Origin of the sequence: Streptomyces sp. NPDC001941 (assembly GCF_040296945.1) — a bacterium.
Taxonomy (GTDB): domain Bacteria; phylum Actinomycetota; class Actinomycetes; order Streptomycetales; family Streptomycetaceae; genus Streptomyces.
Genome location: NZ_JBEOYE010000030.1, coordinates 33,867 through 50,344 on the forward strand (window position 1 = coordinate 33,867; position 16,478 = coordinate 50,344).

14 protein-coding genes are annotated in these 16,478 nt (G+C 73.8%); 5 read left to right on the forward strand and 9 right to left on the reverse strand.

Annotated elements, in window-relative coordinates:
* Positions 1-153: 153 nt before the first annotated feature.
* Entirely contained in the window at positions 154-1,707 is a 1,554-nt protein-coding gene (locus tag ABT160_RS21065; protein ID WP_351649227.1) for a S8 family peptidase, read from the forward strand.
* A 199-nt stretch (positions 1,708-1,906) separates the two neighbouring features.
* Here the strand turns inward: ABT160_RS21065 and ABT160_RS21070 are convergent, their stop codons facing one another.
* Genes ABT160_RS21070 through ABT160_RS21085 form a run of 4 tightly spaced genes read right to left on the reverse strand, consistent with a single transcriptional unit; the run spans position 1,907 to position 6,033 of the window.
* On the reverse strand, positions 1,907-3,289 hold the full coding sequence (locus ABT160_RS21070) for a CoA transferase (protein ID WP_351649228.1): 1,383 nt from the start codon (positions 3,287-3,289) through the stop codon (positions 1,907-1,909).
* A gap of 59 nt (positions 3,290-3,348) precedes the next feature.
* Entirely contained in the window at positions 3,349-4,392 is a 1,044-nt protein-coding gene (locus tag ABT160_RS21075) for a zinc-dependent alcohol dehydrogenase family protein (protein ID WP_351649229.1), read from the reverse strand.
* A gap of 43 nt (positions 4,393-4,435) precedes the next feature.
* Positions 4,436-5,155 carry a lysoplasmalogenase gene (locus tag ABT160_RS21080; protein WP_502984275.1) on the reverse strand — a complete coding sequence of 240 codons (720 nt, stop codon included), beginning with the start codon at positions 5,153-5,155 and terminating at the stop codon, positions 4,436-4,438.
* Complete coding sequence (locus ABT160_RS21085; protein WP_351649230.1) at positions 5,152-6,033, reverse strand: sterol desaturase family protein; 882 nt, start codon at positions 6,031-6,033, stop codon at positions 5,152-5,154. Before ABT160_RS21085 ends, ABT160_RS21080 begins: the two co-directional genes overlap by 4 nt.
* 188 nt (positions 6,034-6,221) lie before the next feature.
* Here ABT160_RS21085 and ABT160_RS21090 point away from each other — a divergent pair, with 188 nt between their 5' ends.
* Entirely contained in the window at positions 6,222-9,329 is a 3,108-nt protein-coding gene (locus tag ABT160_RS21090) for an NACHT domain-containing protein (RefSeq protein WP_351649231.1), read from the forward strand.
* 3 nt (positions 9,330-9,332) lie between these two features.
* Here the strand turns inward: ABT160_RS21090 and ABT160_RS21095 are convergent, their stop codons facing one another.
* From ABT160_RS21095 to ABT160_RS21115, 5 genes are read right to left on the reverse strand one after another with little or no spacing between them, the layout of a single operon-like run.
* On the reverse strand, positions 9,333-10,079 hold the full coding sequence (locus ABT160_RS21095) for a VIT1/CCC1 transporter family protein (protein ID WP_351649232.1): 747 nt from the start codon (positions 10,077-10,079) through the stop codon (positions 9,333-9,335).
* A 24-nt stretch (positions 10,080-10,103) separates the two neighbouring features.
* Positions 10,104-11,327: an amidohydrolase family protein gene (locus ABT160_RS21100; protein ID WP_351649233.1), complete on the reverse strand. Its 1,224-nt coding sequence runs from the start codon at positions 11,325-11,327 to the stop codon at positions 10,104-10,106.
* A complete protein-coding gene (locus tag ABT160_RS21105; protein ID WP_351649234.1) occupies positions 11,327-12,613 on the reverse strand; it encodes an amidohydrolase family protein in 1,287 nt (428 codons plus the stop codon). Before ABT160_RS21105 ends, ABT160_RS21100 begins: the two co-directional genes overlap by 1 nt.
* Before the next feature lie 27 nt (positions 12,614-12,640).
* Positions 12,641-13,525, reverse strand: a complete 885-nt coding sequence (locus tag ABT160_RS21110) for an SDR family NAD(P)-dependent oxidoreductase (protein ID WP_351649235.1) — start codon at positions 13,523-13,525, stop codon at positions 12,641-12,643.
* A gap of 1 nt (position 13,526) precedes the next feature.
* A complete protein-coding gene (locus tag ABT160_RS21115; protein ID WP_351649236.1) occupies positions 13,527-14,324 on the reverse strand; it encodes an acetoacetate decarboxylase family protein in 798 nt (265 codons plus the stop codon).
* A gap of 153 nt (positions 14,325-14,477) precedes the next feature.
* Here ABT160_RS21115 and ABT160_RS21120 point away from each other — a divergent pair, with 153 nt between their 5' ends.
* Genes ABT160_RS21120 through ABT160_RS21130 form a run of 3 tightly spaced genes read left to right on the forward strand, consistent with a single transcriptional unit; the run spans position 14,478 to position 16,417 of the window.
* Entirely contained in the window at positions 14,478-15,155 is a 678-nt protein-coding gene (locus ABT160_RS21120) for a TetR/AcrR family transcriptional regulator (protein ID WP_351649237.1), read from the forward strand.
* Positions 15,152-16,129, forward strand: a complete 978-nt coding sequence (locus ABT160_RS21125) for a DEDDh family exonuclease (protein WP_351649238.1) — start codon at positions 15,152-15,154, stop codon at positions 16,127-16,129. Before ABT160_RS21120 ends, ABT160_RS21125 begins: the two co-directional genes overlap by 4 nt.
* 54 nt (positions 16,130-16,183) lie before the next feature.
* Positions 16,184-16,417: a metallothionein gene (locus ABT160_RS21130; RefSeq protein WP_351649239.1), complete on the forward strand. Its 234-nt coding sequence runs from the start codon at positions 16,184-16,186 to the stop codon at positions 16,415-16,417.
* The last annotated feature ends 61 nt before the right edge of the window (positions 16,418-16,478 follow it).

Sequence of the window (16,478 nt, forward strand, 5' to 3'; positions counted from 1 at the left end):
GTTCAATGCCGGCCGTTTTCTCCGCCCGGATTTCCGGCGTTGTCCGTCAACTCATTGATGTGCCGGGATGATCGGCGATAGCTTCCGTGGTCATGTACCCGTCCGTGCGCAACGGGGCGTGCGGGCGACGGACACGGATGATGTGGAGAACCCATGGCTCATCTGGGAAGCAGACGCGGGCGGATACTCGCCCTGCCCGCCGGTCTGGCCCTCACGGCCTCCCTCGGCTTCCTGCCCGCGGGCGCGGCGACGGCCGCCCCCGCCGGGGGCGCACCGGCCGCCGTCACGGCCGACGGCCCCTCGATGTCGTACGTCGTGAACGTCAAGGGCGGCAAGAGCGTCGCCAAGTCGGTCAAGAAGGCCATCAAGGCCGCCGGTGGCGACGTCGTCATCGCGTACGACCAGATCGGCGTCATCGTCGTCCACTCGAAGAACGCGCAGTTCGCGCAGACGATCCGCAAGACACGCGGGGTCGAGTCGGCGGGTGCCACCCGTACGGTTCCGCTCGCCGCGCAGTCGAGCGACGACATCGCCGCCGAGCAGCCGCTGACCGCCGCGGAGGCGCAGGCCGCGGCGGCGAAGGCGGCCAGGGCCACCAAGGCGGGCGACGAGCAGGACGCCCTGGAGCCGCTGCAGTGGGACCTGCCCGCCATCAAGGCGGACAAGGCGCACAAGCGGTCGCTGGGCAGCCGCAACGTCACGGTCGCCGTGATCGACTCCGGTGTGGACGACACCCACCCGGACATCGCGCCGAACTTCGACGAGAAGGCCTCGGCGAGCTGTCTGGGCGGTGTGCCGACGCAGAAGGACAAGGCGTGGCGTCCGGTCGCCGGCGAGAGCGACCACGGCATGCACGTGGCGGGCACCATCGCCGCCGCGAAGAACGGCGTCGGCATCACGGGCGTGGCGCCGGGCGTGAAGGTGGCCAGCCTGAAGGTGGCGGAGCCCGCCACCGGCCTGTACTACACCGAGGCCGTGGTCTGTTCGCTGGTGTGGGCCGTGGAGCACGGGGCCGACGTGAGCAACAACAGCTACTACACGGACCCGTGGCTGTACAACTGCAAGAACGACCCCGACCAGAAGGCGCTCGTCGACGCGCTGACCCGGGCGACCCGCTACGCGGAGCGCAAGGGCATGGTCAACGTCGCCGCGGCGGGCAACTCCAGCCAGGACCTGGCCGCCGAGGAGATCCTGGACGACAGCAGCCCCGACGACAGCACCCCCTCGGACCGTGTCATCAACCCGCGCGAGTGCCTGGACATCCCGTCCATGCTGCCGGGCGTGGTGACCGTGTCGGCGACGGGTGCCAAGGGCCTGAAGGCGTCGTACTCCAACTACGGCACGGGCGTCATCGACATCGCGGCGCCGGGCGGCGACCGCACGATCTACCAGGCCCCGGAGCCGCCGGCGGTCAACGGTCTGATCCTGTCGACCCTGCCGGGCAACAAGTACGGCTACAAGGGCGGTACGTCGATGGCGTCCCCGCACGTCGCGGGCGTGGTGGCGCTGCTGAAGTCGACGAACCCGTGGGCCTCGGCCGGTGAGCTGAAGCAGATGCTGTACGAGCAGGCGGACGACACCGCGTGCGGCGCGCCCTACGACATCGACGGCGACGGCAAGATCGACGCCGTGTGCGCGGGCAACAAGCGCTACAACAGCTTCTACGGCACGGGTGTGGCGGACGCGCTGGACGCGGTGCGCCGCTGATCGTCCCTCGTTCCCCGCGGCCCGAGGCGTCGCTGACGCGCCGGGCGGGGCGTGAGGTCGTGAAACGGAGGACCCCGGTGCGGTGCGCCGGGGTCCTTCGTGTGGGCGGGTGGGTACGGGTCCGGGGGCCGGGGACGGGTGGGTACGGGGCCCGGTGCCGGGGTCGGGTTGGGTACGGTCCCGGGGCGCGCGGCCGCGTTCACTCCGGCGCGGACCACCTGGCCGGGTCGGCGCCCCACTGCCCCGACGGGCGCGCCCAGTCCGACGGGCCGCCCTCGAAGCCCACCGCGGGCAGCGCGTACCGCAGCCGTCCGCGCGACGTGTCCCGCTCCACCAGGTGCGCCGCGTGGTCGGGCGCCCCCTGCGCGTGCGGCTCCCCGGCCAGTTCGCCGGTCAGCCAGTGCCCGGTGCGGGCCAGCGACAGGCGCACCAGCCGGCCGCCGCCGAGGGCCAGCGCGCGCAGCACCCCGGCGGCCAGCAGATAGCCGCTGCCGTGGTCCAGGGCCTGGGCGGGCAGCGCCCCCGGCTCCCGCTCCGAGCCCTCCGAGCCCTCCAGGAGTGCGATGCCCGTGGCCGCCTGGACCAGGCTGTCGAAGCCCCTGCGCGCCCGCCAGGGCCCGTGGGGACCCCAGGCGGACACCTGGGCCACGGTGAGCCCGGGACGGCGCGCGGCCAGGTCCCCGGGCGCCAGGCCGAACCGGTCCAGGGCGCCCGGGCGGTACCCGGTCACCACCACGTGCGCCGACGCCAGCAGTTCCCCGAAGTCCGCGCGCCCCCGCGCCGACTCCAGGTCGACCAGGGCCGAGCGCTTGCCCAGGCCCGTGTCGTCGTGGGCGTCCTGGGCCTCCGGCAGTCGCGGGGTGTCGATCCGCAGCACGTCCGCCCCGAGCAGCGCCAGGGTGCGGGTCGCGATCGGTCCCGCCAGCACCCGGGTCAGGTCGAGGACCCGCAGCCCGGCGCACGGCAGGGCCGCGTCCGCGCCCGGCACCGCCAGCTGTCCGTCGCCCAGCGGCTCGCTCGTCAGCAGCGGCTGCCGGGCCACCTGGAGGCCCTGTTCGCCGCGCGCCCACTGCTCGCGGGTGCGCACGGCGACCGCGAGGCCCCCGGCCGCGTACGCCGCCTCCTCGACGTCGGCCGCGCGGCGCTCCGCGAGCACGGCGCCCAGCGCTTCGGGCCCGGCCTCCTCGGGCAGCCCGAGCGCGCCGAGCAGCCGGGCGCGGTGGTGCGGGTAGTTGGCGTGCGTGCGCACCCAGCCGTCCGCCGTCCGCCAGAACCGGGACAGCGGCGCGAACGTGGTCGGCGCCCGGCCGTCCAGCCGGACCAGACGGTCACTCAGGAAGGCCGCGGCGACCCGGCCCTCGTCCACGCGTACGCGCGCGACGGGTGCGCCCGCGCGTACGGAGGCCAGTTCGGCGGCGGCCAGCGAGCAGGCCGCGACGGTGGCCCGGGCCAGTTCCGCCACCGGCAGCCGGGAGGGGAGCCCGCCGCCCGGGCCGCCGTACGCGACGCCGTCGACAAGGGCGGGATCGCCGCCGAGAGCCGCCCACGCCCGCGCCGTACCGCTGGAGGGTGTCGTCGTCATCCCCGCAGGGTGGCACTGAGTGCCACCCTGCGACAAGGGTTCCGGTCCGTACGGGAGCCCTACGGCTTGACGATGACCTTCAGGGCCGAGCGGTCGTCCATCGCCTTGTAGCCGCCGGGGACGCCCTCGATGTCGACCGTCATGTCGAAGACCGGCGAGGGGTCGATGGTGCCGTCCAGGACGTCGGGCAGCAGCTCGGGGATGTACGCGCGCACGGGCGCGACGCCACCGCGCAGCGCGATGTTCCGGTCGAACATCACGCCCAGGTCCAGTCCGGTGCCGGAGCCGTGCGGGACGCCGACGTAGCCGATGGAGCCGCCGTCGCGGGTGATCTCCACGGCGGTGCGCATCGACTGCTCGGTGCCGACGGCCTCGATCACCGCGTGCGCGCCCTGCCCGCCGGTCAGCTCGCGCACGGCGGCGACGGCGGCCTCCCCGCGCTCCGCCACCACGTCGGTGGCACCGAAGGTGCGGGCGATGTCCGTGCGCGCCTGGTGGCGGCCGAGGGCGATGATCCGCTCGGCGCCCAGGCGGCGGGCGGCGAGCACGCCGCACAGGCCGACCGCGCCGTCGCCGACCACGGCGACCGTGGAGCCCTTGGTGACGCCCGCGCCGAGCGCGGCGTGGTGGCCGGTGCCCATGACGTCGGAGAGGGCGAGCAGGGCGGCCAGCAGGCGGTCGTCGCCCGCGGCCTCGGCGGGCAGCTTGACCAGGGTGCCGTCGGCGAACGGGACGCGCACGGCCTCGCCCTGGCCGCCGTCGGAGCCCGGGGTGCCCCAGAAGCCGCCCTGCGGGCAGGAGGTCTGCAGGCCCTCGCCACAGAAGTCGCAGGTGCCGTCGGACCAGACGAAGGGGGCCACGACCAGGTCGCCGGGGGCGAAGCCGGACACGTCCTGGCCCGCCTCCTCGACGATGCCGAGGAACTCGTGGCCGATGCGCTGGCCGGGCTTGCGGGCCGACTCGCCCCGGTAGGCCCACAGGTCGCTGCCGCAGATGCAGGCGCGCAGGACGCGCACGACGGCGTCGGTGGGCTGCCGCACCACGGGGTCGGGCACGTCTTCCACGCGCATGTCGAAGGGGGCGTGGATGGTGGTGGCGCGCATGAGGGGTGGTTCCTTGCTGTCGAACGGTGGTGCCGGCGGGCGGTCACACGGGGGTGCGCGTGCCGCCTCGGCTTTCACCGTACGCCCGGGTGCGCGCGCCCGCGTGCCCGAGGGTGCCCGCGGCCAGCAGGAACTGGGCCAGCCCGTACGTCAGCATCACCCAGAAGTCGGGGACGGGGGGCCGCGGCCAGTCGGCGACGCCGCCGGCGATCAGGGTGTCCGAGAGCAGGAACAGGAAGCCGCCGGCGCCCGCGACCGCCCCGGCGGAGCTCGCCCGGTAGGCCATGGCGGTGAGCAGGGTGGCGTACCCGGCGACCGGGATCCGCAGGTCCGCGGGGAGGCCGGGCCAGAGCAGGGTGACGGTGCCGGCCAGGGCGATCAGGTAGACCAGGGCGAGCGGCGCGGAGGAGCGGGCCCGGCCGAAGAGCAGCAGGTAGCAGACGTGGCCGGCGGCGAAGGAGGCCATCCCGGCGAGGAAGGCCCAGTCGGCGTCGGAGAGCAGCAGGACGTCTCCGCCCCAGCCGAACAGCAGGGCCGCCACCAGGGCCCGGGGCGCGCGCCGGGCCACGGCGTACCCGGCGAGCAGCGGCATCAGGAGCGGCTTGGCGACCAGGTGCCCCGCGCGCAGGTCGAGGAGCAGCGAGGCCAGGTCGGCCAGCAGGGCCACGGCGAAGGCGGCGAGCAGGGCGCGGGCGGCCCGGTCGGCGCGGCCGTCACCGGTGGGCGGGACCGCCCAGGCGGGTACGCGTGCGGTGCGGCTCACGCGACGTGCTCCGGGCTGCGCTCGGCGGGGGCGCCGGGGACGGCCGGGGCGGCGGGCTGCCAGCCGGGGCCGCGGAAGACGCGCCCGGCGCGCTCGCGCCAGGTGCGCGCGGCGCGCACGTCGCGGGCGATGGCGGCGTACTCGTGGGTGGCGACGCGCAGCGGGTTGTAGGTCTCGATGTTCTTGGTGAGCCCGAACACCGGGCGCTCGGTCTCGGGCACGAACGAGCCGAAGAGCCGGTCCCAGACGATGAGGATGCCGCCGAAGTTGCGGTCCAGGTAGCCGCCCTGGGAGGCGTGGTGGACGCGGTGGTGGGAGGGGGTGTTGAGGACGAACTCGAAGGGGCGGGGCAGCTTGTCGACGCGCTCGGTGTGCACCCAGAACTGGTAGACGAGGTTGACCGAGGAGCAGAAGGCGAGCGCGGCCGGGTGCACGCCGCAGGCGATCAGCGGCAGGTAGAACGGCCAGACGGTGAGCGAGGTCCAGGGCTGGCGCAGCGCGGTGGAGAGGTTGAACTTCCGGCTGGAGTGGTGCACCACGTGGCAGGCCCAGAGGATGCGGATGACGTGGTGGCCGCGGTGGGACCAGTAGTAGAAGAAGTCCTGCGCGAGCAGCATCAGCGGCAGGGTCCACCACAGGACGGGCACGTGCAGCGGGGTGACGGCGTACACCGCCGTGTAGATCGCCACGATCGGGATCTTCCACACGAAGTCGAAGGCGAGGCTGCCCAGTCCCATGCCGATGCTGGTGGCGGCGTCCTTGGCCGCGTACCCGGCGGCGTCCTCGTCGGGATGGAGCCGGTAGCTCACGATCTCGATCACGGTGAGCAGCACGAAGGCGGGTATCGACCACAGCACGACATCGGGCAGGTTCGGCATGCCTGCACCGTAGAGGCGCGGGTCGGGGCGCGACTAGAGGTTGTTACCGACAAGTATGCGAGACGAGTTGTCAGTTGACTTTGGTGGATTCCGCCAACGACCTTCGATGACTACCCCCGCCGCGGCGGTTCGTACGATCATGGCGGTCAGCAGGCTCTTCGGGGGGAGGGCCGGGGGGAGGCAGGACCATGACAGGCATCGAGGCCGTGCTGGTGCGGCTCGCGGGGACCGTCGCGGGCGCCCTGGCCAAATCACTGGTGACGCCGCGCAGCGGGGCGGGCCTGGTGCCGTCCCCGTTGCGCCCGCTCCCCCGCCCGGCCGGGCCCGAGCGGCTGGCCCGGGTCCTCGGCGAGCGCCTCGCCGCCGGCTACGGGGACCTGCCGGACCATGAGCGGGAGGCCGCCGCCCTGGCCGTCCGCGACTCCTTCGCACGGGCGGGCGCCCTCGACACGGACCGGCTGTTCGCCCTCGACCTGGAGCCCGCGCGGTTACGGGACGAGCTGCGCGCCCCGGACGCGGGCCTGTCCGGGCGCACGCTCCAGCTGTACGACGAGCTGCTGCTCCTGTGCTGCGCGCACCTGCTCGAACAGGCCACCGCCCACCCGTCGTTCGCGACCCGCGCCGCGGTGGAGCAGACCCGGGCGGCCGCCCGCACCCGGGACGCGGTGGCCGCCCTGGCGGTTCGCCCGCCCGAGGCCCTCGCGCTGGAGTTCGAGCAGCGGTACGCGGACTTCCTGGCCGAGACGCACGGGCGGCTCGAACTGTTCGGGCTCACCCTGGGCCGCTCCGGCCACCAGGAGTGGCCGCTGGACACGGCGTACATCAGCCTGGCCGTCAGTGGCGACCCGGCGGCACCGGGCCCCGGGGGCTTCGGCCCGGCGGGCGGCTCGCCGGTCGCCGTGAAGGCCGAGCAGGCCCTCGCCTCGTCCGGCCGGCTGGTGCTGCGCGGACCCGCCGGCTCGGGCAAGACGACCCTCCTGCAGTGGCTCGCGCTGAACACGGCCCGACGGACCTTCACCGGCGAACTGGCCGACTGGAACCGCCGCGTGCCCTTCGTCCTGCGGTTGCGCGCCTTCACCGCCGCCGACGCACTGCCGCAGCCGGACGAATTCCTGCGCGCCGGCGGGGTGCCGATGGGCGGTTCGGCGCCCGCGGGCTGGGTGGAGGGGCTGCTCACCGAGGGACGCGCCGTCGTGCTCGTGGACGGCGTCGACGAGGTGCCGGCCCGGCTGCGCCGCCGCACCGAGAGCTGGCTGCGCGCCCTGGTCACCGCCTACCCCCGCGCGCGGTACGTGGTGACGACCCGCCCGGCCGCCGTCCCCGAGGACTGGCTGGCCCGGCAGGGGTTCACCGCGCACTCGCTGCTGCCGATGGACCGCGCAGACATCCGCTCCTTCGTCGCCCACTGGCACGAGGCCGCCCGCACCGAGTGCGCCTCGCCCGGGGAGCTGGAGCAGCTCGGCGTGTACGAGGCGTCCCTGCGGCGCGCCGTGGGCAGCAGGCGCGACCTGGCCAGGCTGGCCACCAACCCGCTGATGTGCGCCCTGCTCTGCGCGCTCAACCGCGACCGCCGCATGCAACTGCCCCGGGCCCGCAAGGAGTTGTACGACGCGGCGCTCGACATGCTGCTGGTGCGCCGGGACACCGAGCGGGACATCGTGGGCGTGGAGGGGGTCGACCTGACCCGCGAGGAGCAGACCGCGCTGCTCCAGCGCCTGGCGTACTGGCTCATCCGCAACGGTCTCGCCGAGGCCGACCGCACCGACGTGGTGGAGCTCCTGGACGGCTGGCTCACCGCGATGTCCCAGGTGGAGGCGGGCGCCGAGGAGGTCTTCGCCCACCTGCTGATCCGCAGCGGGCTGCTGCGCGAACCGGCCCCGGGCGCGGTGGGGTTCGTGCACCGCACCTTCCAGGACTACCTGGGCGCCAGGGCGGCCGTGGAGGCCCGCGACTTCGGGGTGCTGCTGCGCCAGGCGCACGACGACGCGTGGGACGACGTGGTGCAGATGGCGGTGGGCCACGCGCGCGCGGACGAACGGGCCCGCCTCCTCACGGACCTCCTCGACCGCGCGGACGCGGAGGAGGAGCACCGGCACCGCTTGGTCCTCCTCGCGGCGGCCAGCCTGGAACACGCGCCGGAGCTGGACCCGGGGGTGCGGGAGCGGGTGCAGGAGCGGACGCGGGACTTGCTGCCGCCGAGGAGCCGGAGGGCCGCGGAGGAGCTGGCGAAGGTCGGGGAGCTGGTGCTGGAGCTGCTGCCGGGGTCCGGGGAGGGGCTGGACGAGTACGAGGCGGCGGCCGTGGTGATGACGGCGCGACTGATCGGCGGGGACGGCGGCTTCGAGGTGGTGGCGCGGCTGCGCGAGGATGAGCGGTTCCCGGTCCGTGTGCAGATCGCGGAGGGCTGGGGGGCGTTCGACACCGCCGCCTATGCGAGGGAGGTCCTGTCCGTCTCCTCGTGGACCGGGCACATGCTGCCGGTGGAGACGGACGCGCAGTTGGCGGCGCTGCGGGACCTCCCTTCGGTCCATTCCGTGAACCTCAAGGGCGATCACCCGGACCTGTCCGTCCTGCACGCCCTGGACGACTTGCGGCGCCTCTTCCTCTTCCAGAACCGGGCGGCCGACCTGTCGCCCCTGCGCCGGTTCGCCGGGCTCGACGAGCTCTGGCTGAGCGGGTGCCTGGAGCTGCGTGACCTCTCGCCCCTTCGGGGGTCCTCCCTGTCCTTCATGTCCTTGTCGCAGGTACGGGACGACCTCTCCCTCGATCCCTTGCGGGAGATGCCGCGCCTGCTCCGGCTCTCGCTGACGCAGCCGATGGGCCTGACGTGCCTGGAGGAACTGCCCGTCGGTGAACAGCTCACCGGGCTCACCCTGCACGAGACGGCCTCTCGGGTGCGTCTCGACGGGATCGAGCGCTGGCCGGGGCTGGTCTCGCTCCAGATCTCCGGCCCGGCACGGCTGCGGCAGCTCGCGGGCATGCCCCACGCGGAGCGCATCACCCAGCTGTTCCTCAGCAACCTGGAAGAGGCCGACCTCCCCTTGCTCGCCTCGTTCCCGCGACTGGAGGAGCTGTACCTCCAGCGCTGCGCCCTCCCGCCGGGCCTGGGGCTCGTGCCGGAGCTACCGGCCCTGCGCACTCTCTACCTGTGGGGCTGTACGAGCGGGTCCGGGCCCGTGGATCTGCGTCCTCTCGCCGAGCGGGACCAGCTCGCGATCAGCGCCGACGACAGCACCCCACTCACCGGCCACGAGCGAATACCGCCCGAGCGCCTGCGCATCGCGCGCGCCTTCTGACCCTCACACCCCCACCGCCCCCAACAACACCCCCACCCCGTAAGTGACCGCCATCGCCACCGCTCCCCCGCCCACGTTCCTGGCCACCGCCCTTCCCACCGGGGCCGCGCCCAGGCGGGCGCTCCACCAGCCGGTGAGGGTCAGCGCGGCGAGGACGGAGAGGACGGTGACGTACAGGCGGACGGAGGGCGGCGGGAGGACGATCGCCAGGAGGGGCAGGAGGGCGCCGACGGTGAAGGCGAGGAAGCTCGCTCCTGCGGCGTGCCAGGGGTTGGTCAGCTCGTCGGGGTCGATGCCGAGCTCCACGCGCGCGTGGGCGCGCAGCGCGTCGCGTTCGGTGAGCTGTCCGGCCGCCTCGCGGGCCACCTCGCGGGTCAGGCCCCGCGCCTCCAACAGGTCGGTGAGCTCGCGCAGTTCCGCCTCGGGCTGTTCGCGCAGCTCGCGCCTCTCCTGGGCGAGGGCGGCCTTCTCGGAGTCGCGCTGGGTGGACACGGAGACGTACTCCCCCGCGGCCATCGACAGGGACCCCGCGAGCAGTCCGGCGAGGCCAGCGGTGAGCAGGGCGCCGCGGTCGCCGGTGGCCCCGGCGACGCCGACGACGAGGCCCGCGGTGGAGACGACGCCGTCGTTGGCGCCGAGCACCGCGGCCCGCAGCCAGTTGAGCCGCGAGCCGAGGGCTCCGTCGTGGGCCTCGCCGTGGTCCTCCGGGGCGCCCTCGCGGGACGCTTCGTGGGAGCCGGTTTCAGTCATGCGGCCAAGTTCTCACCCGCCGCCTCACCAGATGCGTACCGACCCGCCCGGGGCGAACGCGGGGCTGGTGGCCCCGGCGGGCACCTCCTTCAGGGGTTCGTCGACCTCCGCCACCGTGGGCCCGTGGACGGCCGCGAGGGCGTCGAGGCGGGCCAGGTCGAAGCCGTACACGCGGGCCGCGTTGCCGCCGACCATGGCCGCGACCTCCTCGCGGGGCAGGCCCGCGTAGGCGATGCGGAGGCCTTCGCGGGAGAACGGGGTGGTGCCCTCGTCGTGCGGGTAGTCGGAGCCCCACATGATCTTGTCGAGGCCGATCCGGTCGCGCAGCGGCACCTCGTGCGGACGCATGAAGCTGGCGCCGACGAAGCAGTTGTCGCGCCAGACCTCGCTGGGACCCTTGCCCATCGAGGCGCCGAGCCCGGCGCCGAACTTGGACTCGGCGGTGGCGGCCCTGCCCGCGGCGGCCACCAGGCGGCCGTGGTAGTAGTCCAGCATCTGGATGACGCCGGGGATCCAGCCGGAGCCCTGCTCGGTGAGGACCAGCTTCAGCGCGGGGTGCCTGCGGAAGGCACCGCCGAAGATCAGGTGCCACAGGGCGCGGTGGGAGAACCAGGTGGTCTCCACCATGAAGACCGCGCGGGCCGCCGGTTCCTCGCCCAGCGGCGGGGAGGCGGAGCCGCCGTGGTGGTTGACGGGGACGTCCAGTTCGGAGCAGACGGCCCAGATCGGGTCGTACGCCTGGGAGTAGAGCTCGGGGACGCCCGATCCCGGCGGGGCGCCGGGCAGCAGGATCCCGCCGGTCAGGCCCGCTTCCTTGGTGCGGCGGATCTCGTCGACGGCCGCGTCGACGTCGTTGAGCAGGATCTGGGCGACCCCGGCCCGGCGCCCGGGGGCCTGGGAGCAGAAGTCGGCGAGCCAGCGGTTGTGGGCGCGCAGGCCCGCCCAGCGCTGCTCGTACTCCTCCTTGCTCGGCGCGGGGGCCATCAGGGAGGCGCTGGGGAAGAACGGCGGGATGGTGTTGGGGAAGACGACCTCGGCGACGATGCCGTCCCGCTCCAGCTCGCTGACGCGCCGGTCGGAGTTCCAGTTGCGGTCGGCGGTGTCGGCGAGCAGGTCCTCGTAGGGGTTGACGTAACCGGCGGCCCAGGCGTCGAAGTCGTCGTGGTGGCGCTTCTCCAGGTAGGGCTTGTAGTCGAGCAGGTCGGCCCCGGCGTGGCAGTCGGCCGAGATGACGGTGTAGCGCTCCATCAGCTGGCCCCCAGCACCGGGAAGTCGTGGTCGGTGAGCCAGTGCCTGCCCACCTCGCGCGAGCGCGCCCAGGAGGCCTCCACGGCCGTCTGGTCCTCGGGCTGGCCGAGGTCGGCGGGGGTGGGCCCGATGCGGCGGGCGAGCGGGGCGAGCTTGTCGGTGTCGAAGCCGAACACCTCGGCGGCGGCCAGGCCCAGCATCCGGCGGGTCTCGGCGACCGGGATGTCGTGGAAGGTCCGCTTGAGCCAGCCCCGGGTGTCGGGCCAGGTGCCCTCGGGGTGCGGGAAGTCGCTGCCCCACAGGATGTTGTCGACGCCGATCTCGTAGCGCTGGGCCAGTTCGCGGCGCTTGGTGTTGGTGGCGCAGACGAACACCTGGCGGTCCAGGTACTCGCTGGGCGGGCGCTTCAGCTCGGCGAACGGGGAGAGCTTCTTGCCGCCGTGCGCGCCCAGGTAGAGCCGGTCCATGAACCACAGCAGGTTCGGCAGCCACCAGCAGCCGGACTCGGCGACGCCGAACTTCAGGCCCGGGTGGCGCTCGAAGGCGCCGGACCAGAGCAGGAACCAGAGCGGCCGGGCCGGCCACCAGGTGACCTCGGAGACGTAGATGCCCAGGTGGTCGCCGTACTCGTGGCGCGGGGCGGCGCCGGAGTGGGTGAGCACCGGCATCCCGGTCTCGGCCGCGGCGGCCCACACGGGGTCGTAGCGCCGGTCGTGGTAGGGCTCCTTGTCGACCCACATCGAGGGGATCATCAGGGCGCCGAGCCCGGACTCCTTGGCCCGGTGGATCTCTGCGACGACCTCGTCGGTGCCGGCGGTGACGGGGAGCAGGGCGACGCCGCAGTGGCGTTCGGGGTTCTCGGAGACGAAGTCGGCGAGCCAGCGGTTGTGCGCCTGGGCGCCCGCCATGCCGAGGGCGGGGTCCTGGTCGCCGGAGAGGCCGAGGCCCACGCCGAACGGGGCGGCGGTCTGGCTGTCGACGGCGTCCGCGTCGGGGAAGACCACCTCGGCGGCGACCCCGTCGCCGTCCAGTTCCTTGAGGCGCTGGGCGGAGTCCCAGCCGCCGCGCAGCCCCTCCTCGTTCTCGCTGAACCACTTGCTGGCGAACGCCTCGTTGCGGATGCCGAGCCGGGTCGCCTCCTCGCGGCGGCGCTCGCGCCCGGCGAGGAAGTCGTCGAAGTCCCGGTGGAAGCGGGAGTCGAGGTAGGGCCGGTACCGCTCGGTGGGGAGCCCGGCGTGGCAGTCGGAGGAGATGATCAGGTACGGGTCGTGGAAACCGTTCGTCATCGGGTGCCTCGGTCCGTTCGGTCGGGTTCAGTCGAGGATGAAGCTTTCGAGGTAGGCCGGGTTGGCGCGCTCCAGCATCGAGGTGGAGCGGGCCCGGATCTGCCGGTCGCTGTGCTCGCTGGCGGGCAGCATCCAGAAGCGGTCGGCGCGGATGCCGTCGACGACGAGTTCCGCGACCTCCTCGACGGGCGTGAAGGCCACCTCCTTGCCCGCCTCCTTCATGGCCGCCTCCCACTGGTCGAGGCTGCGGTACGGGGTGCGGCGCGGGCGCTCCTTGGCGTACCGGTCGGGGCGGTTGCGGTGCGACTCCCACAGTCCGGTGCGCAGCATGTGCGGCCCGGGGAAGAGCACGGAGGCGCCGACGGGGGCGCCCTCGGCCCTGAGGTGGGCGTACAGCGACTCGGTCATGGTGACCACGGCCGCCTTGGTGACGGCGTAGACGGAGGCGGTGGGCAGCGGCGCGATGCCGCCGTCGCCGGAGGAGGTGTTGACGACGTGGCCGGGGCCGCCGTCGGCGATCATGCGGGGGACGAAGGCCTGGACGCCGTGGAAGACGCCCCACACGTTGACGGAGAAGGCCCACTTCCAGTCGTTGGGCTCGTGCTCCCACATGCGGCCCTCGGCGCCGGAGCCGACGCCCGCGTTGTTGCACAGCACGTGCACGGTGCCGAAGGCGTCGTACGCCGCGTCGGCGAGGGCGACGACGGAGTCGCGGTCGCTGACGTCGACCACGCGCGCGTGCACGGCGGCCCCCTCGTCGCGCAGGGCGGCGGCGGCCTTCTCCAGGGCGGCCTCCTCGACGTCGGCGAGGACGACCTTCAGTCCCTCGGCCGCGAAGCGGCGGACCATGGCGAGGCCGATGCCACTGGCCGCGCCGGTGACCACGGCGACCTGTCCGGGGCGCAGCTCCATGTCAGGCGCTCCCCTCGGGCGGTCCGTCGAGGATCTGCTGGGGGTCGTCGTAGCGCTGGTGGATGTAGGGCAGCAGGGCCTGGGCGCTGACGCGCTCGACGACGCGGCCCTTCTGGTCGGTGGTCTTCTCGCCGATGGTGATCTCGACGAGCCTGCGCACCGGCAGGTCGGCGACCGGGTCGAACATCGACTCGCGCAGGACCACGTCCCCGGTGATCCGCTCCAGCTTGCGCACCTTCTCGTTGCGCACGCAGTGCACCAGGACCGGGTCGACGTCGAAGCCCGAACCGTCCACGGCGGGCAGGAACTTGAAGTAGAAGTCGAGTTTCTCGACCGGTCCGGGCACCGGCAGCGGGCCGTCGACGGCGCCGCGCACCTCGACGAAGGCGATGCCGTGCCGGGCGAGCGCGGCGCGCACCACCAGGCCGTCGCGCTCGACGGTGACCTCGCCGAGCTTCTTGGGCTCGCCGAAGACCTCGCGCCCGCCGGTCAGGGCGCGCTCGTGGGTCATCGGCATGACCAGCGGGTACCAGCCCTCCTGGTCGCCGTGGGCGGCCGCGACGGCGACCGATCCGGCGCCCAGCGGGTAGCCCGGCAGGTCGACCTTGCTGATGTTGGCCCGGACCAGGGGGCGCCCGGTGGGTTTGAGCGGCGGCGGCAGGACGGCCGCGATCGCGTCCGGGTCGCTCTCCCAGACGGCGACGACGCCGGTGGACCAGATGTCGGGGAGCGAGGCGCCCTTGGCGCGGGCCGCGGCGATCTCGGCCTCGGTGCGCGCTCCGTACCGTACTCGTGCCATGTCGTACCACCCTTCGTCGCAGAGGAAGGCTGTTCCGCGCGGTGCGGCCGTCAGGGGCGGTGCCGGCCGCACTGGCTGTAACACAGTTACACCGCGGCCGATGAAGGGTAAAGAGCCGTGCACCTACGGGAATCCACGACACAGGGGGACCGGATGGCACGTACCGCGCTGACCCGCGAGGAGGTCCTGGAGGCCGCCGCGGCGCTGGTGCGCCAGCACGGCCCCGGCGCGCTGACGATGCGCAAGCTCGCCGCCGAGCTGGGCACGGCGGTCACCTCGATCTACTGGCACGTGGGCAACCGCGAGTCGCTGCTCGACGCGCTCGTGGAGCGGACCGTCAGCGAGATCGGCGCCATCGGCCCGGCCGGTGCCACCCCCGCCGAGCGGATCGTCTCGCTGGCCCGCCGGCTGCGCCGGGAGCTGCGCGCCCGGCCGCACCTGGTGGCGATGGTGCACGAACGGGGCCTCACCGAGCGCATGTTCCTGCCGGTGCAGCGGGCCCTGGTCCACGAGGTGCACGCGGCGGGCCTGCGCGGCACCCGCGCGGCACGGACGGTACGGGCCGTGCAGTTCCAGATCGTCGGCTTCCTGCTGGTCGAGCGGGCCCGCGAGCGGGCGCCCGCGCAGTCGCCCGGCGAGGAGGACCTGTGGACGGCGCGCACCGCGGAGCACGACCCGGCGCTGGCCCGCGCCCTCGCGCGCCCGCCGGATCCGGAACGGTTGTTCTCGCTGTCCGTACGGGCCCTGGTGGAGGCCCTGTTGGCTCCCGGGGAGCCCTCCTCGGGGGAAGCCGGGGACGGAAGTGTCAGTGGCGGCCCGTATTCTCTGTGACCATGCTCGACGACCGCACGACCGCAGCAGCCTGGCCGGCCGCGTACCCAGAGGGGTACGCGGTCGTCGACGTGGAGACCACCGGCCTCGCCCGCGACGACCGGATAGTGTCCGCCGCCGTCTACCGGCTCGACGCGCAGGGCGACGTCGAGGACCACTGGTACACGCTGGTCAACCCGGAGCGGGACCCCGGGCCGGTCTGGATCCACGGGCTGACCAGCGACCTGCTGGAGGGCGCCCCGCTGTTCGCGGAGATCGCCGCCGAGTTCTCCGCCCGGCTCGACGGCCGGGTGCTGGTCGCGCACAACGCGATGTTCGACTGGCAGATGATCGCCAGGGAGTACGCGCGCGCGGAGCGCACCGCGCCGGTGCGCCAGCGGCTGTGCACCATCGCGCTCTCCAAGGAGCTCGCGCTCCCGCTGCCCAACCACAAGCTGGAGTCCCTGGCGGCGCACTACGGCGTGGTGCAGCAGCGCGCGCACAACGCGCTGGACGACGCGCGCGTGCTGGCCGAGGCGTTCCGCCCGAGCCTGCACACGGCGGCCGAGCGCGGGGTCCGGCTGCCGCTCCTGGAGTGCCGCCCACTGACCGAGTGGGCCGCCTCCCCCGCCACCTCCCCGCGCATCGGCTACCAGGCCTCCTACCGGCAGAACGGCTGGCGCGCCTCGCGCAAGCGCCCGGCCTGCCCCTACCCCAACCCCGGGCGCTACCGGTCGGACGCCCCGCTCAAGCAGGGCATGCGGGTGGCCTTCTCCGGCGACACCTCCGTCGACCGCGAGCTGCTGGAGGACCGGGCGGTGGAGGCCGGGCTGCACGTCGCGACCAGTGTGTCGCGGCTCACCAGCCTGCTGGTCACCAACGACCCCGACTCGGCCACCTCCAAGACCGTCAAGGCGAAGTCGTTCGGCACGCCGGTCGTCGACGAGGCAGCCTTCACCCAGCTCCTGCGGGACGTCGCACCGGCAGACGAGTGACCGCACGGGCGCGCCGTTCCCGCGGGCGGCGCACCGCCCCGCACCCTGTGGCGCATGGCACGTTGTGAGGTCTGCGGAAACGACTACGGAATGTCGTTCGAGGTGCACGCGCAGGGCGCGGTGCACGTCTTCGACTGTTTCTCCTGCGCCATCCACCGCATGGCGCCCATCTGTGAGCACTGCCGCGTCCGGGTCATCGGACAGGGCGTGGAGGCCGACGGCCAGTGGTTCTGCGGAGCCCACTGCGCCCGGGCGGAGGGCAAGGTGGGCATCGTCGACAAGGTCTGACCGGTACGCGCCACCGTAGGTGCGCCCCAGCGTCGAGCGCCCCGTGGCCGAGTTGTACGGT